This window comes from Kitasatospora fiedleri (assembly GCF_948472415.1).
In the GTDB taxonomy this organism is placed as follows: domain Bacteria; phylum Actinomycetota; class Actinomycetes; order Streptomycetales; family Streptomycetaceae; genus Kitasatospora; species Kitasatospora fiedleri.
The window spans coordinates 3371766-3392425 of the sequence record NZ_OX419519.1 but is presented as its reverse complement, the minus strand read 5'-3'; the positions used below and the strand labels follow the sequence as shown (position 1 = coordinate 3392425).

Annotated in this window: 15 protein-coding genes; 8 read left to right on the top strand and 7 right to left on the bottom strand. The window is 73.1% G+C overall.

Going from position 1 to position 20660, the window contains the following annotated elements:
• Positions 1-51 precede the first annotated feature (51 nt).
• The gene (locus QMQ26_RS15640; RefSeq protein ID WP_282206055.1) at positions 52-1386 is read left to right on the top strand and encodes a DUF1254 domain-containing protein; all 1335 of its coding nucleotides are present in this window, start codon (positions 52-54) and stop codon (positions 1384-1386) included.
• A 60-nt stretch (positions 1387-1446) separates the two neighbouring features.
• Here QMQ26_RS15640 and QMQ26_RS15635 read toward each other — a convergent pair whose 3' ends face one another.
• On the bottom strand, positions 1447-3210 hold the full coding sequence (locus tag QMQ26_RS15635; RefSeq protein ID WP_282206054.1) for a BACON domain-containing protein: 1764 nt from the start codon (positions 3208-3210) through the stop codon (positions 1447-1449).
• A 152-nt stretch (positions 3211-3362) separates the two neighbouring features.
• Here QMQ26_RS15635 and radA point away from each other — a divergent pair, with 152 nt between their 5' ends.
• Positions 3363-4883 (top strand): DNA repair protein RadA, encoded by a 1521-nt coding sequence (gene radA / locus QMQ26_RS15630; RefSeq protein WP_100837675.1) that lies wholly within the window; start codon positions 3363-3365, stop codon positions 4881-4883.
• Between the two features lie 121 nt (positions 4884-5004).
• A complete protein-coding gene (disA, locus tag QMQ26_RS15625; protein ID WP_318552244.1) occupies positions 5005-6111 on the top strand; it encodes a DNA integrity scanning diadenylate cyclase DisA in 1107 nt (368 codons plus the stop codon).
• A 29-nt stretch (positions 6112-6140) separates the two neighbouring features.
• Here disA and QMQ26_RS15620 read toward each other — a convergent pair whose 3' ends face one another.
• Entirely contained in the window at positions 6141-7019 is an 879-nt protein-coding gene (locus tag QMQ26_RS15620) for a hypothetical protein (protein WP_282206053.1), read from the bottom strand.
• 133 nt (positions 7020-7152) lie between these two features.
• On the opposite strand from QMQ26_RS15620, the gene QMQ26_RS15615 reads away from it, so the two are divergent.
• Together QMQ26_RS15615 and QMQ26_RS15610 are read left to right on the top strand one after the other, a co-directional pair.
• Entirely contained in the window at positions 7153-7938 is a 786-nt protein-coding gene (locus QMQ26_RS15615; protein ID WP_282206052.1) for a rhomboid family intramembrane serine protease, read from the top strand.
• Between the two features lie 35 nt (positions 7939-7973).
• Positions 7974-8879, top strand: a complete 906-nt coding sequence (locus tag QMQ26_RS15610) for an HhH-GPD family protein (protein WP_282206051.1) — start codon at positions 7974-7976, stop codon at positions 8877-8879.
• A gap of 72 nt (positions 8880-8951) precedes the next feature.
• Here the strand turns inward: QMQ26_RS15610 and QMQ26_RS15605 are convergent, their stop codons facing one another.
• Entirely contained in the window at positions 8952-10568 is a 1617-nt protein-coding gene (locus QMQ26_RS15605; RefSeq protein ID WP_282206050.1) for an MDR family MFS transporter, read from the bottom strand.
• Positions 10569-10777: 209 nt separating this feature from the next.
• Here QMQ26_RS15605 and QMQ26_RS15600 point away from each other — a divergent pair, with 209 nt between their 5' ends.
• On the top strand, positions 10778-11374 hold the full coding sequence (locus tag QMQ26_RS15600; protein WP_100837680.1) for a TetR/AcrR family transcriptional regulator: 597 nt from the start codon (positions 10778-10780) through the stop codon (positions 11372-11374).
• 36 nt (positions 11375-11410) lie between these two features.
• Here the strand turns inward: QMQ26_RS15600 and QMQ26_RS15595 are convergent, their stop codons facing one another.
• Positions 11411-12451 (bottom strand): M23 family metallopeptidase, encoded by a 1041-nt coding sequence (locus QMQ26_RS15595; protein ID WP_282206049.1) that lies wholly within the window; start codon positions 12449-12451, stop codon positions 11411-11413.
• A gap of 363 nt (positions 12452-12814) precedes the next feature.
• Between QMQ26_RS15595 and QMQ26_RS15590 the strand changes: the two genes are divergently transcribed.
• Positions 12815-13921, top strand: coding sequence for a threonine aldolase family protein (locus tag QMQ26_RS15590; protein WP_100837681.1), 1107 nt, complete (start codon positions 12815-12817; stop codon positions 13919-13921).
• 86 nt (positions 13922-14007) lie between these two features.
• On the opposite strand, the gene QMQ26_RS15585 is transcribed toward QMQ26_RS15590, so the two are convergent.
• Both QMQ26_RS15585 and QMQ26_RS15580 read right to left on the bottom strand, forming a co-directional pair.
• The gene (locus QMQ26_RS15585; protein WP_449768973.1) at positions 14008-16356 is read right to left on the bottom strand and encodes an immune inhibitor A domain-containing protein; all 2349 of its coding nucleotides are present in this window, start codon (positions 16354-16356) and stop codon (positions 14008-14010) included.
• 370 nt (positions 16357-16726) lie between these two features.
• The gene (locus QMQ26_RS15580) at positions 16727-19246 is read right to left on the bottom strand and encodes an ATP-dependent Clp protease ATP-binding subunit (RefSeq protein ID WP_100837683.1); all 2520 of its coding nucleotides are present in this window, start codon (positions 19244-19246) and stop codon (positions 16727-16729) included.
• A 465-nt stretch (positions 19247-19711) separates the two neighbouring features.
• Here QMQ26_RS15580 and QMQ26_RS15575 point away from each other — a divergent pair, with 465 nt between their 5' ends.
• Complete coding sequence (locus QMQ26_RS15575) at positions 19712-20152, top strand: hypothetical protein (protein ID WP_282206048.1); 441 nt, start codon at positions 19712-19714, stop codon at positions 20150-20152.
• Between the two features lie 41 nt (positions 20153-20193).
• Here QMQ26_RS15575 and QMQ26_RS15570 read toward each other — a convergent pair whose 3' ends face one another.
• Entirely contained in the window at positions 20194-20559 is a 366-nt protein-coding gene (locus tag QMQ26_RS15570) for a histone-like nucleoid-structuring protein Lsr2 (RefSeq protein WP_100837685.1), read from the bottom strand.
• Positions 20560-20660: the final 101 nt, after the last annotated feature.

Here is a 20660-nt window from a genome sequence, read left to right as displayed (position 1 = left end):
AGCCCCGCTCCGGCCCTCCGACGAAGTCACCGAGCAGACAAGGACGTTCGCATGGCTGACGCCACGCCCGAGATGCTGGCCGCCGAGGCCTTCGTGTACGGCTCCCCGCTGGTGGCCGACCTGACCGCCGTGGACACCCTCGTCCGCCGGGGATTCGGCTCGGTCGGCCCGACCCCCTGGAACACCTTCGGCCACTCCACCCGACTCGCCGACGCCACCACGGACTTCGTGTCGGTGAACAACGACACGCTGTACTCGAACGCGCCGCTGGACCTCTCCGCCGGTCCGCTGCTGCTGCACGTCCCGGACACCGGCGGCGCGTACGACGTGCTCCAGTTCGTCGACGCCTGGACGAACAACTTCGCCTACGTGGGCCGCCGTTCGTCCGGCACCGCCGAGCAGACCTGGCTGATCGCTCCGCCCGGCTGGCAGGGCGAGCCGCCGCCGGACGTGCCGGTGATCGTCGCGCCGACCACGGTCGCGGTGATCGCCGGCCGCAACTCCTGCGCCGGGCCGGACGACCTCGACCGGGTCCGGGACCTCCAGCGGCAGCTCACCCTCACCCCGCTGGAGGACGGCTCCGGCACCCCGGCCGGGCTGCCGGAGCCGGACGCGGACGTCCCGGCCGAGCTGCTCTTCCTGGAGCGGCTGCGGCGCTGGATGGCGGCCTTCCCGCCCGCCGCCGCCGACGTCGCCTTCCAGCAGCGCTTCGCCCCGATCGGGCTGCTCGACCGGGGCCGCTCGCCCTACCTGGACGGCCCGGCCGAGTGGACGGCGGCGCTCGCCAAGGGCCTGGCCGCCGGCCGCGAGCGGGTGGAGGCGGCGACCGCCGGGGCCGGCGACCCGACCGGCGAGTGGTCCGCCAACCTGCACCTGTTCGACTACAACCTGGACCACCTCGGCCCCGGCACCCGCGACGAGCCGCAGTGGAGGATCGCCGACCGCCGGGCCGCGTACCTGACCCGCGCGGTCGCCGCCCGGGCCGGCCTGTGGGGCAACCACGCCTACGAGGCGGTGTACGCCACCACCCACAACGACGCCGACGGCGTCCCGCTGACCGGCGCGCACGCGTACACCCTGCGCTTCGAGCAGCCCCCGCCGGTGGGCGCGTTCTGGTCGGTGACGATGTACGGCACCCCGGAGTACCGGCTGGTCCCCAACCCGATCGACCGGTACTCGATCGGCGACCGCACGCCCGGCCTGGTGTACGGCGAGGACGGCTCGCTGACCCTCCACCTCCAGCACGAACCCCCCACCGACCAGGACGAGCTCGCGAACTGGCTGCCCGCGCCCGAGGGCGGCTTCCGGCCGATGGTGCGGATGTACCAGCCGCAGGACGCGGTGCTCGACGGCAGCTACCGGCTGCCGGCCATCCGGCTGCGCTGACCCGCGGGACGCGGACGCCCGGCCCGCCTCCTCCGACGCGCCGGAGGAGGCGGCACCCGGTCAGGGCGCGGGCGACCCGGACGGCGAGGCGGCGGGGGAGCCGGAACCCGGGTCGGACGGGCTCCCGGACGACGGCGACGGCGACGACGGCGCAGACGGCGAGGCCGGGGACGACGGGGACGACGGGGGAGCGGACGGCGACGGGGACGCCGACGCCGAGGCGGACGGCGAGCCGGGCGCGGAGGAGGAGCCGGACGGCGACGGGCTCGGCGGGGCGGGGGAGTCGGAGCCGCCCGCGGACGGCGAGGGGCCGCCGGGGGAGGGCAGGCCGCGGTGGTCGGTGCCGCCCTCCAGGGTGACCACGGCGGTGGAGGGCGGCAGCGCCAGGTGTGCGGTCCAGCGGGTCTGCGGGGCGCGCGACTCGTCGACCGTGACGGTCACGGTGATCCGCTGGCCGGGGGCCAGGGTGCCGGCGTCCCGGCTCAGCCGCAGCCAGTCCACGTCCAGCACGGCGTGCCAGGACAGCGGGGCGTCGCCGGTGTTGGTCAGGGTCAGCACCGTGCGGTTGCCGTACTCGCCGGCCGCCACGGCCAGCCGGGCGGCGGACGCCGCCGGGGCGGGCGCGGCGGTCAGCGCGGGGCTGGAGAGCGGGGCGGACCCGGCCGAGGGCACCGCGACGGCCGGTCCCTGCAGGGTCGGCAGGGACGTTTCTGCGATCGCCCCCGCCAGCTCCAGCGACCCCACCGAGACGGCCGGCGGCAGCGCCGCCGCGGCGACCGCGGTCGGCTCCGGCACCGGCACCCGGTGCCCGGGCCCGGCGGTGGCGTCCACCCGCACCGAGGACACCGCCGAGGCGTGGTCCTCCCCGCCGTCCCGGTGCGCGCTCCACAGCGCCACCACCGGCGCGGCCAGCACCGCCGCCAGCACGCCCGTGGTGACCACCCGCTGGCGCACCGCCGCGCCGCGCGGCACCGACGGCATCCGGTGCCGGGGGAAGCCGCGCTGGTCGAACCGCGGCTCCGCCGGGCCCTGCGCGGCCCGCCGCCCCGCCGCCGCGCCGGACAGGAACGTCGCCCCGCCGGCCGTCGGCGCGGACACCGGGCGCAGCGCGCCCGGCGCGGCCAGCAGCGGCAGGCCGGGCAGCCCGGCCAGGCCGTGCCCGAGCTGCCCGGCGACCCGCTCCGCGGTGCCCCGGCAGGTCGGGCACTCCACCAGGTGCGCCACCAGTTCGCGGCGCAGCGCCGGGCCCAGCACCCAGCCCCGCCAGGACTCCGCGCCGACCCCGCCGAGCTGCGCCAGCTCCGGGCAGGACCCGACCCCGAGCACCAGCAGCGCCGTCCTGGTGCGGCCGACTTCGGCACCCGCCGCGTCCAGCAGCGCCGCCGCGGCCCCGGTGCTCAGGCCGAGCACCGCCGCGACCTCCGCGCCGTCCAGCCGGTGCCGGACCGCCAGCTCCAGCGCCTCGCGCTGCTCCGGGTCGGTGCCGGCCGCCTCCGGCCAGGCCAGCGAGGCGAGTTCGCGCCGCTCGCGGCCCGCGCCGGGCCCGGGCGGGCCGCCCGCCGGGGCGCCGTCCGGCCCGCCGCCCTCCAGCCGGGCCAGGCAGCGGTGCCGGGCCAGCGCGTACAGCCAGGCGCGCAGCAGGGCCGGGTCCTCGATCCGGTCGCCGTGGCGGCGGGCCAGGTCGCGGACCTCCAGGACGGCGGCCGAGGCGGCGTCGTGCGCGCAGAGCACGGACAGGCAGTAGGTGAACAGCCCGTCGACGCACGCGCCGTACGCCCGCAGGGCGGGGGACGGGTCGACGGGGTGGGGCTGGCCGGTGGTCACGGGATCGACGGTAGGCAGCCGAAACCCGTCGCCCGGGGGGTTTCGGCCGCTTGTCCTTCTTTCGGGTAACAGGACCGCTCCCTTGTTCGCCCGGTTGACGCCGTCCGGGTGACGTCCGGCCGCTGTCGGTGCGAGGCGCTACGGTGGCCCGCATGGCTGCCCGTACCAAGACCACCGCCAAGCCGCGCTCCTCGTACCGCTGCACCGAGTGCGGCGCCCAGCTGCTCAAGTGGGTCGGCCGCTGCCCCGAGTGCAACGCGTGGGGGACGGTGGAGGAGTACGGCGCGGTACCGATCCGGACGACGGCGGCCGGGCCGGTCTCCGCGCCCGCCAAGCCGATCGGGCAGGTCGACGGGCAGGTCGCCACCGCCCGCTCCACCGGCGTCCCGGAGCTGGACCGGGTGCTCGGCGGCGGCCTGGTGCCGGGCGCGGTGGTGCTGCTCGCGGGCGAGCCCGGCGTCGGCAAGTCCACGCTGCTGCTGGACGTGGCGGCGAAGGCGGCCGGCGAGCGGCACCGCACGCTGTACGTCACCGGCGAGGAGTCCGCCGGGCAGGTCCGGCTGCGCGCCGACCGGATCAACGCGCTCTCCGAGCACCTCTACCTGGCCGCCGAGCAGGACCTGGGCGCGGTGCTCGGCCACATCGACGCGGTCAACCCCGGCCTGCTGGTCCTCGACTCGGTGCAGACCATCGCCTCCGCCGAGCTGGACGGCGCCCCCGGCGGCCCGGCGCAGGTCCGCGAGGTGGCGGGCGCGCTGATCCGGGTGTCCAAGGAGCGCGGCATGGCCACCCTGCTGGTCGGCCACGTCACCAAGGACGGCCAGATCGCCGGCCCGCGCCTGCTGGAGCACCTGGTGGACGTGGTGCTCTCCTTCGAGGGCGACCGGCACGCCCGGCTGCGGCTGATCCGCGGCGTGAAGAACCGCTACGGGGCGACCGACGAGGTCGGCTGCTTCGAGCTGCACGACGAGGGCATCGTCGGCCTGGCCGACCCGTCCGGCCTGTTCCTGACCCGCCGCGACAAGCCCGTCGCGGGCACCTGCCTGACCGTCACGCTGGAGGGCAAGCGCCCGCTGGTGGCCGAGGTGCAGGCGCTGATGGTGGACTCGCAGATCCCCTCGCCCCGGCGCACCACCTCGGGCCTGGAGTCGCCGCGGATCGCGATGATCCTGGCGGTGGTCGAGCGGCACGGCGGGGTGAAGCTCGGCAAGCAGGACATCTACACCGCCACCGTCGGCGGCGTGAAGCTCACCGAGCCCTCGGCGGACCTGGCGATCGCCCTCGCGGTGGCCTCCTCCTCGACCGACACGCCGCTGCCCAACAACCTGGTGGCGATCGGCGAGGTCGGCCTGGCGGGCGAGGTGCGGCGGGTGACGGGCGTGCAGCGCCGGCTCGCCGAGGCGCACCGGCTCGGCTTCACGCACGCCCTGGTGCCGCCGGACCCGGGAAAGGTCCCGGCGGGCATGAAGGTGGTGGAGGTCTCCGACATCGGCGAGGCGCTGCGGGCGATCCCCGGCCGCCGCCCCCGTTCGAAGCCCCGGCAGGACGCGGCGCCGCCCGCGCAGCAGGGCGCCCAGGCGCTCGCCCGGGCCCGCGCCCAGGCCCCCGTCCCGGCCTTCCCGGAGGAGCTGATGGCGGGCTGGGAGCCGGTCGACTCGGACGAACTGGGCTGACCCACGCCCCGCCGCGGCCGTACGCAGTTAGACTTCACCTGCTCATCGGCATCATTCGCAGCAACAACAGACAGACCGTCGGCCGCCGTGGCACACGGTCCGGGTCGGCCCAAGGAGTCACGTGGCAGCCATCGACCGGGCGGACAAGTCCTCCCGCGAGGAGGCCCTGCTGCGGGCCTCCCTCAGTGCGATCGCGCCGGGCACGGCGCTCCGGGACGGCCTGGAGCGGGTGCTCCGGGCCAACACCGGCGGCCTGATCGTGCTCGGTTTCGACAAGAGCGTGGACGCGCTGTGCACCGGCGGTTTCGTGCTGGACGTCGAGTTCACCGCCACCCGGCTGCGCGAGCTGTGCAAGCTGGACGGCGCGGTGATCCTCGACAAGGACCTCACCAAGATCCTGCGCGCGGGCGTCCACCTGATGCCGGACGCCACCATCCCCACCGACGAGACCGGCACCCGCCACCGCACCGCCGAGCGGGTCAACCGGCAGACCGGCTACCCGGTGGTCGCGGTCTCGCACTCGATGCGGCTGATCGCCATCTACGTCAACGGCGCCCGCCGGGTGCTGGAGGACTCCACCACCGTGCTCTCCCGCGCCAACCAGGCGCTGGCCACCCTGGAGCGCTACAAGCTCCGGCTGGACGAGGTGGCCGGCACGCTGTCCGCCCTGGAGATCGAGGACCTGGTCACCGTCCGGGACGTCTCGGCGGTGGTGCAGCGCCTGGAGATGGTCCGGCTGATCGCCGGGGAGATCGCCGGGTACGTGCTGGAGCTCGGCACCGACGGCCGGCTGCTCTCGCTCCAACTGGACGAGCTGATCGCGGGCGTCGAGCCCGAGCGCGAGCTGGTGGTGCGCGACTACTTCCCGGACCGGGCCGCCAAGAAGGGCCGCACCGTCACCGAGGTGCTGTCCGACCTGGAGGCGCTCACCCACGCCGAGCTGCTGGACCTCCAGACGGTGGCCAAGGCGCTCGGCTACACCGGCACCCCCGAGTCGCTGGACTCGGCGGTCTCCCCGCGCGGCTACCGGCTGCTGGCCAAGGTGCCGCGGCTGCCCAACACCGTCATCGAGCGGCTGGTCGACCACTTCGGCGGCCTCCAGAAGCTGCTCGCCGCGTCCATCGACGACCTGCAGACCGTGGAGGGCGTCGGCGAGACCCGGGCCCGCTCGGTGCGCGAGGGGCTGTCCCGGCTGGCCGAGTCCTCCATCCTGGAGCGGTACGTCTGACCGTCCCGCCCGCGCGGCCGCGCCGGGGCTCAGCCCTCCAGGCGCAGCGAGGTGCGGGCGGAGAGCGGGCCGCCCGCCGGGCCGGTGAGGTCGGCCTGGACCAGGTAGTTGCCGGGCTGGGCCGGGGTGGGGTCGGGGGTGGCGCACTGCGGCTTGGAGCGCGAGCGGTCCCAGGTGAAGGTCTCGGTGACGCCGCTGTTGCCGGCGATCTGGGCCCAGGCGTCGGTGCGTTCGGTGATGCAGTCCGCGGAGGACCAGACCCGCTCGTTGGTGCTGGAGGTGACGGTCAGGAAGGAGTACTCGTGCGAGAGGTTGATCCGGCAGCCCGCCCCGGAGGAGTTGCGGACGGTCAGGGCCAGCTTCGGCTTGTCCTTCGCCGGGTACGCGTTCTGCCCCGGGGCGAGTTCGAGGGTCAGCTGCGCGGTGGTGCAGACCGGTAGCGCCATCACCTCGGTGGTGTTGACGGCGGGCGAGGCCCCGCCGCCCGGGCGGGAGTTGCCGACGCCGGTGCCCGTCCCACCGCCGGAGCCCGTCCCGCCGGAGCCGCCGGAGGCGCCGCTGCCGCCGGAGGAGCCGCCGCCGGTGACGCTGATCTCGCCGCCCGCGCCGGAGCCCGTCCCGCCGGTGCCGGAACCGCCGCCGCTGCCACCGCCGTTGCCCCCGCCGCCGGTGCCGCCGGGGCGGGTGGTGATCGCGGGGCCGGTCGGGGAGGCGCCGGGGGTGATCGACTGGGCGGGCGCGGGCAGCGGCCCCTTCCCGGAGTCCTTCTTCTGCTTGCCGTCGCCGCCGCCGAACACGAGCCAGCCGACCACCAGGAGGACGACGGCGAGGGCGACGAGGAACACGGCGCGGCGCCGCCAGTAGATCGAGGCGGGCAGGGGGCCGACGGGCTGGCGCAGAGAGGGCACGCGCAAACTCTACGAGACCTTGTGCACCTGTTGACGCATCAACACCGCACCGGGACCACTTCTTTCACATCATCCGCCATTTGGTCCGGAAGAGGGACTCGACACGTCGTCGTGTCGCCCTATAGTCGCCCTCATGGCCTCCCCGCACGACCGCGCCCCCAGCGGCACGCCCCTCGACCCGGCACAGATGATCGCCGAGGCGCGCAGGGCGTTCTTCACCATGTTCGGCTTCCTCTGCCTGGTCTGGGCGGTGCAGTTGGTGAACTGGCTGCTGGACGGGCGGATGGCCCTGCTGCACGGCATCCGCTCGCGGGACGTGGACAGCCTCGGGTACCTGCTGACCGCGCCGTTCCTGCACCTGAACTGGCAGCACCTGGAGGGCAATTCGGGCCCGCTGTTCGTGTTCGGGTTCCTCGCCGCGTACCGCGGGGTGCGCAAGTTCCTCGGGCTGACGGTGCTGCTGGTGGTGACCAGCGGCATGGCGGTGTGGCTGTTCGAGCGGGGGGACGCGGTGACCGTCGGCGCGAGCGGCGTGATCTTCGGCTACTTCGGCTACGTGGTGCTGCGCGGCCTGTTCGACCGGAACCTGATCGACTCGCTGATCGGCCTGGTGATGGGCGCCTCCTTCGCCTACCTGCTGACCACGGCGGTCCCCGGCACCCCGGGGGTGTCCTGGCTGGGCCACCTGGGCGGGCTGGTCGGCGGCCTAGCGGGGGCGTGGATCTTCCGGGACCGCCGCCCGAAGCAGGCGGCCGCGCTCCCCGGCGGCCCCGCCGCCCCGTCGCTGCCCGCCCCGGGTGCCGCCCCGGGCCGGAAATCCGCCGCGTCCGGTGCGTCCGGCCCGTCCGCGATCGGCCCGGCCGGGCCGGTCAGCCCGCGCGCGGACCTGCTGAAGGAGCTCGACGACCTGGGGCTTTAAGCCTGCGGCCCGGGTCGTGGCAGGATCGTGGGGCCATGGTTGCCACTGCTTCGACTCTTGCCCCGGGCGCCCTCCAGGCGCTGCACTCGACCGTCATCGGCTGGTACGAGGCCCACGCCCGCGACCTGCCCTGGCGGGCCCCCGACGCCTCGCCCTGGGCCGTGATGGTCAGCGAGTTCATGCTCCAGCAGACGCCCGTGAAGCGGGTGCTGCCCGCCTACGCGGCCTGGCTGGAGCGCTGGCCCACGCCCGCCGCGCTGGCCGCCGACGCGCCCGGCGAGGCGGTGCGGATGTGGGGCCGGCTCGGCTACCCGCGCCGCGCGCTGCGGCTGCACGGCGCGGCCGTCGCGATCACCGAGCGGCACGGCGGCGTGGTGCCGGACGACCACGCGGCGCTGCTGGCGCTGCCCGGGGTGGGGGAGTACACGGCGGCGGCGGTCGCCTCGTTCGCGTTCCGGCAGCGGCACGCGGTGCTGGACACCAACGTGCGCCGGGTGTTCGCCCGGGCGGTGACCGGCGTCGAGTACCCGGCGAACGCCACCACGGCCGCCGAGCGCCGCACCGCGCACGAGCTGCTGCCCGCGACCGACGAGCGGGCCGCGACCTGGGCGGTCGCGGTGATGGAGCTGGGCGCCCTGGTGTGCACCGCCCGCAGCCCCGCGTGCGGCGGCTGCCCGCTGCTGACCGAGTGCGCCTGGCAGCGGGCCGGCTGCCCGCCGTACCAGGGCCCGGCGCGCCGCGGGCAGACCTACGAGGGCACCGACCGGCAGGTGCGCGGCAAGCTGCTGGCGGTGCTGCGGGACGCCCACGGGCTGGTCGGGCAGGGCCAGTTGGACGTGGTGTGGCCGGACGCGGTGCAGCGGGCCCGGGCGCTGGACGGGCTGGTCGCCGACGGCCTGGTCGAGCCGGTCGGGCCGGGCACCTACCGGCTGCCGCAGTAGCGGCGCAGCGACGCGCGGCGGCCCGGGACCGACTCGGTCCCGGGCCGCCGCGCGTTCAGGCCGCGGGGGGCGTCAGAGCGCGCCCTCCAGGGCGGCCTCGGCCTTGGCCTCGGCGGCGTCCGCGCCGCCGCGGAGCTTGACCTCGCGCACGAACAGCGCGGCGACGACGGCGACCAGGCTGATCACCGTGCCCCACAGGAAGACGGTGTGCATGCCGTTGGAGATGCCGTGCTGGTAGGCGTTGAGCACGTTCGCCGGCAGCTGCTTCAGGGTGGCCGGGTTCATCGCCGACATGCCCTCGCCGCCGCCGCTCTGCGCCATCTTGGCCAGGGTCTCCGGGGGGAGGGCCTTGACGGAGTCGTTGACCTGGTTGATGTACAGGGTGCCGAACAGCGCGACGCCGAACGAGCCGCCGATGGTGCGGAACAGGGTGGCGGAGGACGAGGCGACGCCCATGTCCTTCATCTCCACGCTGTTCTGCGCGACCAGCATGGTGACCTGCATCAGGAAGCCCATGCCGGCGCCGAGCACCACCATGTAGCAGGAGGAGGCGAAGCTGGTGGTGTCCACCGAGAGGGTGGAGAGCAGCAGCGAGCCGCCGGCCATCACCGCGGTGCCGATGATCGGGTAGATCCGGTACTTGCCGGTCCGGGTGATGGCCTGGCCGACCACCAGCGAGATCACCAGCATGCCGAACATCATCGGCATCAGCAGCAGGCCGGAGTTGGTCGCCGAGGCGCCCTGGACGATCTGCTGGTAGGTGGGCAGGAAGGTCACCGCGCCGAACATCGAGAAACCGACGATGAAGCCGATGATCGAGACCATGGTGAAGTTCCGGTTGCGGAACAGCTTGAGCGGCAGGATCGGCTCGGCGACCCGCTGCTCGACGTAGCAGAAGCCGATCAGCGAGGCCACGCCGAGCGCGCCCAGGCCGAGGATCTGCTTCGAGCCCCAGGCGTACTCGTGGCCGCCCCAGGTGGTGATCAGCACGGCCGAGACGATGCCGACGGTGAGCAGGACCGCGCCGAAGTAGTCGATCTTCGCGTTGGAGCGGACCTTGGGCAGCTTCAGCACGACGACGACGAAGGCCAGCGCGATCGCGCCCAGCGGCAGGTTGACGTAGAACGTCCAGCGCCAGCTCAGGTGGTCGGTGATGAAGCCGCCGATCAGCGGGCCGCCGACGGTGGCCAGCGCCATCACGGCGGCGAACATGCCCTGGTACTTGCCGCGGTCGCGGGGCAGCACCAGCGCGCCCATGATCGACATCACGCCGACCATCAGACCGCCGGCGCCCAGGCCCTGGACGGCCCGGAAGGCGATCAGCTGGTCCATGGTCTGCGACAGGCCGGACAGCGCCGAGCCGAGCAGGAAGATGGCGATCGAGACCAGGAACGAGCCCTTGCGGCCGTACAGGTCGCCGACCTTGCCCCAGATCGGGGTGGAGGCGGCGGTGGCCAGGGTGTAGGCCGTCACCACCCAGGACATGTGCTCGGCGCCGTTCAGTTCGCCGACGATGGTCGGCATCGCGGTGCCGACGATCAGGTTGTCGAGCATGGCGAGCAGCATGGTGATCACCAGGCCGACCATCACCAGGCGGACTTCGCGGTGCGGGCGCTGCTCGAACTCGTCGGGCTTCCCGAGTTCGACCGACGGCTCCTCCGGAACCGCCTCGGACTGCTGGGTTGTCATGGTGCGTCTCTCCCGGGGCGCAGGAGCCGCGGGGTGCCGCGGCGGTACTTACTTGACGACCGGCTAGTTAATCGTCGTCCGGCACGGTAGGTTGTTCCCTAGCCGGTCGTCAAGCCAGTTTCGAATCAGACCCTCTGGGCAGGGAGAATGCCGAGAGAACCGGACCTTGACACCCGTCCGCTCCCCGCTTAAGAGGCAGGCCGCCAGCGATGACCACCACCCAGAGCCCCCGCAGCGACACCAGAGCGCGGATCATCGACGTGGCCCTGGAGCTGTTCGCCGAGCACGGCTACGAGAAGACCTCGCTGCGGGAGATCGCCGACCGCCTCGGCGTCACCAAGGCCGCCCTCTACTACCACTTCAAGACCAAGGACGACATCGTCCGCGGCATCGTGGAGAAGATGTCCGCCCCGCTCGACGACGCCATCGCCTACGGCGAGGGCAGGCCCTGGTCGCCCGGACTCCGCGACGAGCTGCTGCGCCGCTTCGCGGCCGGGATGGGCGAGCGGGCCCCGCTGCTGCGCTTCTTCCACGAGAACCAGCCCGCGCTGCGCGAGTCCGCGGCCGGGCTGGCGTTCAAGGACCGGATGATCCGGATGATCGGCCTGCTGCACGGGCCGGAGCCGACCTTCCGCGACCGGCTGCGCGCCACCGTGGCGCTGACCTCCATGCACTCGGCGATGTTCCTGCTCAAGGCGGACCTGTGCGAGCCCGACCGGCCGGGCCCCTCGGTCGAGGAGGCGATGGACGCGGCCCTGGAGGTCGCGCTGGAGGTCGCGGCACGCATCGAGCCGCCCGCGCGGTAGGCGCGGACGGCTCGGCGGGGTGCGGCGGGCGGCGGATCAGAAGTTGGTCGCGCCGTGCTGCTTCAGGTAGCCGACCGGGTCGATCACCTTCGCGTACTGGTTGGCGGTGCGGATCTCGAAGTGCAGGTGCGGGCCGTGCGAGTTGCCGGTGTTGCCGGACTTGCCGACCTGGTCGCCCGCGCCCACGTGCTGCCCGGCCTTCACGCCCAGCTGCGACAGGTGCGCGTACTGGGCGAAGCGGCCGTCGGAGAGCTTCAGCACGATCTGGTTGCCGTAGGCGCCCGCGTAGCCGGAGGACACCACGGTGGCGTCGCCGACCGCCAGCACCGGGGTGCCGACCGAGACCGCGAAGTCGGTGCCGGTGTGGTAGCCGGCCGCGTACGCCGCGTTGGTCTTGTGGTACGGGTTGCTGATCGTCGCGCCCGGCGCCGGCGAGGACCAGGCCGGCTTCGCGGCGGCGGCGGCCTGCTGGGCGGCGGCCTGGGCCGCCTGCTGCTCGGCGGCCTGCTGCTGGGCGGCCTGCTCGGCCGCCGCCTGCGCCGCCTGCGCCGCCTGCTGCTCGGCGGCGGCCTGCTGCTCGGCGGTGGCCTGGGCGGCGGCGGCCTGGGCCGCGGCCTGCTGCTCGTCGCTCTGCCCGGCGGCCAGCAGCTCGGTGCGCTCCTCGCCGCGGGAGGCCGACTCGTCCTGGGTCCGGGTCTGGGTCTGGGCCGGGGCGTCCGCCCCGGAGCCGCCGCCCAGCGAGGCGACGACCGCGGCCTTGACCGCCGTGGCCTGCTCGCTCGGCTGCTCGGCCTGGACCGGCAGGCGGAAGTCCTGCACGGCGGTGGTGGTGGTGGCGGCGGTGCCGGTGGCGGCGGTGGCCGCGGCGGCGTGGTCGGCCGGGTGCCCGCTCTGCGCGATGGCCTGCCCGGTGGGGATCAGCAGGGCGCCGGCGGCGACCACCGCGGCGCCGGAGGCGATCGCCTTGGCGGGGGCCAGTCGGGCGGTGGTCAGCGGCGCGGAGGAGAGCACGGAACGGACGTGGCCGGTGCTGATCGCCTGGAGAACCCGGCGGCCGGTGGCGGGGAGAGAACGCATCGGAGTCGGTACCTCACGGACGGGGCCAGTGCGGGGCCGAGCCGGTGCGACTCGCCGAACTGGTGGAACGACTCCGGTGTAAACGAACCGGATGCGCAGGCCCAAGAGTGTGACCTACGACGGCCGGTAGTGCGTGAGGGGCGGGGAATACCCCCGCGGAGCCTCGGGCGGAACGGCTTTCCGCGCCCCGAACCTCCTACCGTGGGTCGTATGTCGGAAATGTGCTGTGAGCAGCGCCACCGGCGAGCGCCCGGTTTGGGCCCGAACCGGCCCGGGTAGAACCGGCTTTCGAACCAGCTGCGCCATCCGATCCACCCGCCCCCGGCCCCGGCCGGGGAACCCCCCGTCGGAGATGATCAGCTGATGAACGACACCCCTGTTCAGGACCGCCGCTTCCGGGCCCGCCGCCAGGCCGACCGCCTGCTCTCCGGCGGCCGCCCGCAGACCGTCCGCGAGGCGCTCGCCGCCCTGGCCGCCCTGGACGACGGCCCCCTCCCGCTGGACGAGCCCGTCGACGTGTACGGCAGCGGCGTCGTCCGCACCCTGGAGCGGCGCACCGCCGACCTGCTCGGCAAGCCCGACGCCGCCTACTTCCCGACCGGGACGATGGCCCAGCAGGCCGCCCTCAAGACCTGGGCCGACACCCACGGCCCGGTGGTCGCCATGCACCCGCTCGCCCACCCCGAGGTGCACGAGCGCCGCGCCCACCAGGTGCTCTCCGGCCTGCGCAGCGTCCCGCAGACCACCGCCCCCCGGCACCCCGCCGCCGCCGAGCTGGCCGCCCTGGACGAGCCGTACGACGTGCTGATGCTGGAGCTGCCGCTGCGCGACGCCGGCTTCCTGCTGCCCGCCTGGGCCGAGCTGGAGGCGCTGTACGAACTGGCCGAGCGCCAGGGCCGCCCGGTCCACCTGGACGGGGCCCGGCTCTGGGAGTCCGCCCCGCACCTGGGCCGCACCCTGCCGGAGGTCTGCGCCCGGGCCGGCTCGGTGTACGTCTCCTGCTACAAGTCGCTCGGCGGCCACAGCGGCGCCCTGGTGGCCGGCGAGGAGGAGTACGTGCGCCGGCTGCGGGTCTGGCGGCACCGCTACGGCGGCAACCTCTGGCAGCAGTGGCCGGCGGTGCTCTCCGCACTGGCCGGCCTGGAGCGCGAGCTGCCCCGGCTGCCCGGGTACGTGGCGCACGCCAAGGTGGTCGCCGCCGCGCTCGCCGGCGCCCCGGGCGCCCGGGTGCACCCCGAGCCGCCGCACACCCACCAGTTCCAGTTCTGGCTGCCGCACCCCGCCGACCGCCTGAACGAGGCCGGCCTGCGGCAGGCCGAGGAGCAGGGCGTCGCGCTGTTCGGCGCCTGGCGCGAGCCGGGCCCGCAGCCCGGCCTGTCGATGACCGAGGTGACGGTGGCCGCCGACGCCGCCGAGTGGAGCGCCAAGGAGGTCACCGAGGCGCTGGAGGGCTTCCTCGCCCTGCTCTGACCGGCCCGCCGGGTGCGCCCGGGCACGCGAAGGGCCCCGGCGGTTCGGAAACCGCCGGGGCCCTCGCTGTCGCTACCGCCGCCGGGTCACTTCTTCCGGACCGGCTTGACGTGGATCAGGGCCTCCAGGTCGTTGTAGGACTGCCACAGCACCTCGATCTGGGTGCCGGTGTCCGGGACCTGGACGCTGCTGTACGGGTTGTCGGCCGACCAGTACTTGGTGGTGTGGTCGTTGAAGACCGTCACCCCGCGCGAGCTCGGGATCTTGGTGAGCACGTCGGCCTTGTGGATGTTCAGGCCGTCGGTGCGCTCGAAGCCGAAGGTCGAGTCGTAGCCCTGGAAGCGCGGGCGCAGCAGCGTGCCGTCGCTCCACTTCAGCGGGGCCGGGTGGGCGTCGATCGGGAGGATCAGGCCCTGGCCCGGGTGGTTGGCCACGTTGTTGTCCGACTGCGAGGAGTCCCACAGCCAGATCAGGATGCCGTTCTGGTTGGCGTAGTGCTCCACCCAGTCCGGACGGGCGGCCGAGCCGAAGTTGTACGGGCCGGTCTTCAGCGTGGTGTCGTACGAGACGTACTGGCGGTTCTCGACCAGGTAGTGCTGGTCGTAGTCCTTGGCGAACTTGCCGGTGATCCGGGAGAACCCGGTGGCGGTCCAGCCGTTGTCGCCGTTCTCGGCGCCGTCGGTGAACAGGGTCGCGCCGTCCGCGGTCACCGCGATGTTGTCCAGGGCCAGGCCCTTGTAGTGGACGCCGCCGTCGGTGGTGTTGTGGAAGCGGACCTTGACGGCCTTGCCGGCGTAGGCGTCCAGCGGGAAGGACAGGTCGCCCCAGGCGCCGTTGCTGGAGCCGTTGATGGCGTTGTCCGGCAGCGCGGTGCCGTTGAAGGTGCCGGCCAGCGGGGTCCAGTTCTTGCCGCCGTCGGTGGAGACCTCGGCGTACGCGTAGTCGTAGTCCGTCTCCAGGTCGAACCAGGCCTTCGCGGTCAGCGTGGCCGAGGTCTTCCCGGTCAGGTCCAGGTCACGGGTCAGCGCGACGTTCAGGTCGTCGGCGCTGCCGCTCCACCACTCGTTGGCGCCCTCGAACGGGGTGTTGACCTCGGTGGTGACGGTCTTCGCCGGCAGGTTGACGATCAGGCCCTGCTTGCGCTTGCTGTTGTACTCGACCGGGCCGAGCAGCGAGAGCGACTCCTTGCCGGCCTTGGCGGTGTCGTAGTTCAGCCAGCCCAGCTTGAGCTTCGACCAGACGTCGAGGTCGTTCGGCATGTCGCCGATCTCGTTCTTGCCCTCGCCCAGCCAGGAGCCGGAGGACATCAGCGACCAGAAGCCGACCGAGTTGTCGATGCCCTGGCCGGAGGTGTCGTACAGGTCCGGCAGGCCCAGGTCGTGGCCGTACTCGTGGGCGAACACGCCCAGGCCGCCGTTCTCCGGCTGCATGGTGTAGTCGCCGACCCACAGGCCGGTGGCGCCGATCTGGGTGCCGCCGAGCTTGTTGTTGTCCGGGCCGGTCTTGCCGGCCTGGTTGGCGTACGCGTAGGAGCGGTGCGCCCACAGCGCGTCGGTGCCCTGGACGCCGCCGCCGGCCGACTGGTCCTCACCGGCGTGGACGATCTGGAAGTGGTCCAGGTAGCCGTCCGGCTCGTTGAAGTTGCCGTCGCCGTCGTAGTCGTAGCGGTCCCACTGGTCGTACTGCGCCAGGTCGGCCTTGATCTGGGCGTCGGTGCGGCCCTTGGCCTTCTGGTCGGCGACCCAGGCGTCGATGCCGTCGCGGATCAGGTCCTGCGCGTTGGCGCAGACGTGCTGGCCGCAGTAGTCCGAGCCGTAGCGGGCCTCGTTCCACGGCACCCGCACCCAGTCGGTGACCAGGCCGTCGACCGAGTACCGGCCGGAGGACTGGCGCTCGTAGTACGTCTTCAGCGAGGGCTTGTTCTTCGCGAAGTAGATGTCCTGGTAGTGCGCCTGGTTGTAGTCCGCCTGCCAGGCCGTCGAGTTGTCGTTCTTGCGGTCCGGGGCGGCGATCTGGTTGTGCGCCGGGCCGGGGGTGCCGCCGTACTTGACCTTGCCGTCCGCGGTCGTGGTGGTGGTGTCCACCTGGGTGCCGAAGTCGACCAGGATCGTGAAGATCTTGTCGGTGCGCTCGCGGGACAGCTCGACGTACTTGTCGCGGCCCAGCTTGATCGAGGAACCGCTGCCGTGCTGCTCGACCTTCGCGGTGCCGTTGACCAACTGCTCCACCGCGGCGGTCTGCTCGGCCTGCTGCTTGTCGGCCAGCGGGCTCTGCAGTTCGCGCGGGACGCTGTCGTTCTGGAGCGCCTCGGCCGGGTCGGTGACCGTCTTGGTCGCGGGGGCGGCGGTGGCGGTCCCCGGGAGCATTCCGGCGCCCAGCGCGGCGGTCACCGCGATGGCGGCGGAAGCCGCGACAGCCCTCTTGGTTATCTTCAACGTGGTGACGTCCTCCCCTTACCGGTCGGGCTGGTTGGCCGAACCGGTGAACCAATGCAAGACAGGTGGACGACATTTGACCCAAGGTCCGGTAAAAAAGAAAGACCTTGACCCTGGCATGGCCACGCCGCTATGCTCCCGCATCCCGGTTTCGCTGACGGTCCGTCAACCTACCGACCGTTCCCGCCGGTCAAGGGTCGGTCGTGTCCGCACCGCGCCGCGGTCCACCCGTTCGGCGGGCCGCCCGGCCGCATTCACAGCACACGGAAACCTAAACAGTTTTTCAACTGAAGAGCGGGACGGCAAAAAGCCGCCGCCCCCGACCTGATCGGGTCGGGGGCGGCGGCTTGCCGAACGCTTTGCGGGGCTATTACTTGGTCAGGTCCGGACCGGCCGCCGAGACCGCCGCGGGAGTGTCCGCCACCGGGGACTTCTCCTCACCGCGGAAGGTGAACTTGGCTTCCTTGCCCTCGCCCTCCACACCGACCACCACGATGTGGCCGGCCCGCAGCTCGCCGAACAGGATCTTCTCGGACAGGTGGTCCTCGATCTCCCGCTGGATCGTGCGGCGCAGCGGACGCGCGCCCAGGATCGGGTCGTAGCCGCGCTTGGCCAGCAGCTGCTTGGCCTCGACGCTGAGCTCGATGCCCATGTCGCGGTCCTTCATCCGCTGGTCGACCCGGGCGATCATCAGGTCGACGATCTCGATGATGTTCGCCTCGGACAGCTGGTGGAAGACCACGATGTCGTCGACGCGGTTCAGGAACTCGGGGCGGAAGTGCTGCTTGAGCTCCTCGCCGACCTTCGCCTTCATCCGCTCGTAGCCGGCCTGGACGTCACCCGTGGCGGCGAAGCCCAGGTTGAAGCCCTTGGAGATGTCCCGGGTGCCGAGGTTGGTGGTCATGATGATGACCGTGTTCTTGAAGTCCACGACCCGGCCCTGGGAGTCGGTCAGGCGACCGTCCTCCAGGATCTGCAGCAGCGAGTTGAAGATGTCCGGGTGGGCCTTCTCGACCTCGTCGAACAGGACCACCGAGAACGGCTTGCGACGCACCTTCTCGGTGAGCTGGCCGCCCTCCTCGTAGCCCACGTAGCCGGGCGGGGAGCCGAACAGCCGGGAGACGGTGTGCTTCTCCGAGAACTCGGACATGTCCAGCGCGATCAGCGCGTCCTCGTCCCCGAACAGGAACTCCGCCAGGGTCTTGGACAGCTCGGTCTTACCGACGCCGGACGGGCCGGCGAAGATGAACGAGCCACCGGGGCGCTTCGGGTCCTTCAGACCCGCCCGGGTACGGCGGATCGCCTGGGAGAGCGCCTTGATCGCGTCCTCCTGGCCGATGACCCGCTTGTGCAGCTCGTCCTCCATGCGCAGCAGGCGCGAGGACTCCTCCTCGGTCAGCTTGAAGACCGGGATGCCGGTGGCGGTGGCCAGGACCTCGGCGATGAGCTCCTCGTCCACCTCGGCCACGACGTCCATGTCGCCGGCCTTCCACTCCTTCTCCCGCTTGGCCTTCGCCTGGAGCAGCTGCTTCTCGTTGTCGCGCAGCGACGCGGCCTTCTCGAAGTCCTGCGCGTCGATCGCGGACTCCTTCTCCCGGCGCACGTCGGCGATCTTCTCGTCGAACTCGCGCAGGTCCGGCGGCGCGGTCATCCGGCGGATGCGCATCCGGGAACCGGCCTCGTCGATCAGGTCGATCGCCTTGTCCGGCAGGAAGCGGTCCGAGATGTACCGGTCGGCCAGGGTGGCGGCGGCGACCAGGGCGGCGTCGGTGATCGAGACCCGGTGGTGCGCCTCGTACCGGTCGCGCAGGCCCTTGAGGATCTCGATGGTGTGCGGGAGCGAGGGCTCGGCGACCTGGATCGGCTGGAAGCGGCGCTCCAGCGCGGCGTCCTTCTCCAGGTGCTTGCGGTACTCGTCCAGCGTGGTGGCGCCGATGGTCTGCAGCTCACCGCGGGCCAGCATCGGCTTCAGGATGGAGGCGGCGTCGATCGCGCCCTCGGCGGCGCCCGCACCCACCAGGGTGTGGAGCTCGTCGATGAACAGGATGATGTCGCCGCGGGTGCGGATCTCCTTGAGCACCTTCTTCAGGCGCTCCTCGAAGTCACCGCGGTAGCGCGAGCCGGCCACCAGGGCGCCGAGGTCCAGCGTGTAGAGCTGCTTGTCCTTCAGCGTCTCCGGGACCTCGCCCTTGACGATCGCCTGGGCCAGGCCCTCGACGACGGCGGTCTTGCCGACGCCGGGCTCGCCGATCAGCACCGGGTTGTTCTTGGTGCGGCGGGACAGCACCTGCATGACCCGCTCGATCTCCTTCTCGCGCCCGATCACCGGGTCGAGCTTGGCCTCGCGGGCGGCCTGCGTCAGGTTGCGCCCGAACTGGTCGAGCACCAGGGAGGTGGAGGGGGTGCCCTCGGCGGGACCGCCGGCCGTGGCCGACTCCTTGCCGCTGCCGGTCTGGTAGCCGGACAGCAGCTGGATGACCTGCTGGCGCACCCGGTTCAGGTCGGCGCCGAGCTTCACCAGGACCTGGGCGGCGACGCCCTCGCCCTCGCGGATCAGGCCGAGCAGGATGTGCTCGGTGCCGATGTAGTTGTGGCCGAGCTGAAGCGCCTCGCGGAGCGACAGCTCCAGGACCTTCTTCGCCCGGGGGGTGAAGGGGATGTGCCCGGACGGGGCCTGCTGGCCCTGGCCGATGATCTCCTCCACCTGCTGGCGGACCGCCTCGAGCGAGATGCCGAGGCTCTCCAGCGCCTTTGCGGCGACACCCTCGCCCTCGTGGATCAGGCCCAGGAGGATGTGCTCGGTGCCGATGTAGTTGTGGTTGAGCATCCGGGCTTCTTCCTGTGCCAGGACGACAACCCGCCGCGCGCGGTCGGTGAACCTCTCGAACATCGTTAATCGCTCCTCAGAGCGGTCGGTCAGTTCGGGGGCCGTCCCCGCCCTGTCCTTCCGCATGCTAGTCCCGCTCAGCAGCGCGGCTACGGAACTCCCACGGAGCGGGAGCAACATGCTGCGCGACCAGCCGACACCTTTCCCAACCTGATGCTGGGAGACGGTGTTCCCAGCGACGGGCCCGATGCACCGGATACCGCTACGCCAACGGCGAACACGGTCCGGCGGAACCGGCGGACCGGCCCCGCGGTGTGCCGCGGGCGGACTCCGCGGAGCCCGTCCACCAGCATTCATACCCGGTAATCCGGCGGGTTTCGCGTGGTTTCCCGGGGGTCTGTGTTCGCCTGGCGAGAAGTCTGCCGACCGGGGACCTCGATGACGGGCCGTCAGGTCGGCCGAGGGCGGCTCACCGCCGTTCCGGTGGCGGTCGCGTGACCGCCCGGCCCCTCCAGCGTTGCACAGGTCGTGACCCGTCCGCCGCCGCCCGCCCCGCCCGCCCCGGCCGCACCCCGTGCGGCGGTCGGCTGGCGCGGCTCGGACCGGGTGACCGCGCCGCTGGGGCCCGCGCGGGCCGCGCTGGGCCGGCTGGAGCGGCTGGGCCGCCCCACCGGGCCGGTGCTGCGGCAGTCCGGCCGGGCCGTCTTCCTGCTCGCCCCGGGGGCCGCCGAGCCGGTGCCCGACCTGCTCCGCTGGCTGGGCTGGGGCCCGGAGCTGGGGCTGCCGATCGAGGCCCGGGCGGCGCACCCGGGAGACCCCCGGGTGCCCGAACCGCGGACCGCCGACTGGCTGCGGGCCGGAGCGCCGCGGCCCGCCCTGGACCTGCGCTCGCCCGCCCTGCTGCACCTGCTGGACGCCCTCGCGGACGCCTGCGCGCGGGAACGGCTGGGCCTGCCGCCCGCCCGCTGAGAGCCCCGCCGGGGCTCGGGCGGCTCCCTCGGGAGCCGCCGTCAGGAGGCGTTGGCCTTCTCGTACGCCTCGCGCACGTTGCTCGGGACGCGGCCGCGGTCGTTGACCGGGAGGCCGTTCTCCTTCGCCCAGGTGCGGATCTTGGCGGTGTCGGCCTGGCCGGCCGCGGCGGACCGGCCGCCGCCGCTGCGCCCGCCGCCGCTGCCACCGCGCCGCGGGGCGGTCAGCCGGCCGCTCTGCTTGCGGCCCTTCTCGACGTACGGGGCGAGCAGGTCGCGGAGCTTCTCCGCGTTGTCGCTCTTCAGGTCGATCTCGTAGGCCACGCCGTCCAGGGCGAACGTCACCGTCTCGTCCGCGGAGCCACCGTCGAGATCGTCTTCCAGAATGACCTGAACCCTCTGTGCCACGGGCTTCCCTTTCCGCGATAACGATCCATTGCCTGGAGAAAGGAAAGCGTCTTTTCCCGGAAAACACAAACCCCTGTGTCGCCGGTCGTGCCGCAGGGCAC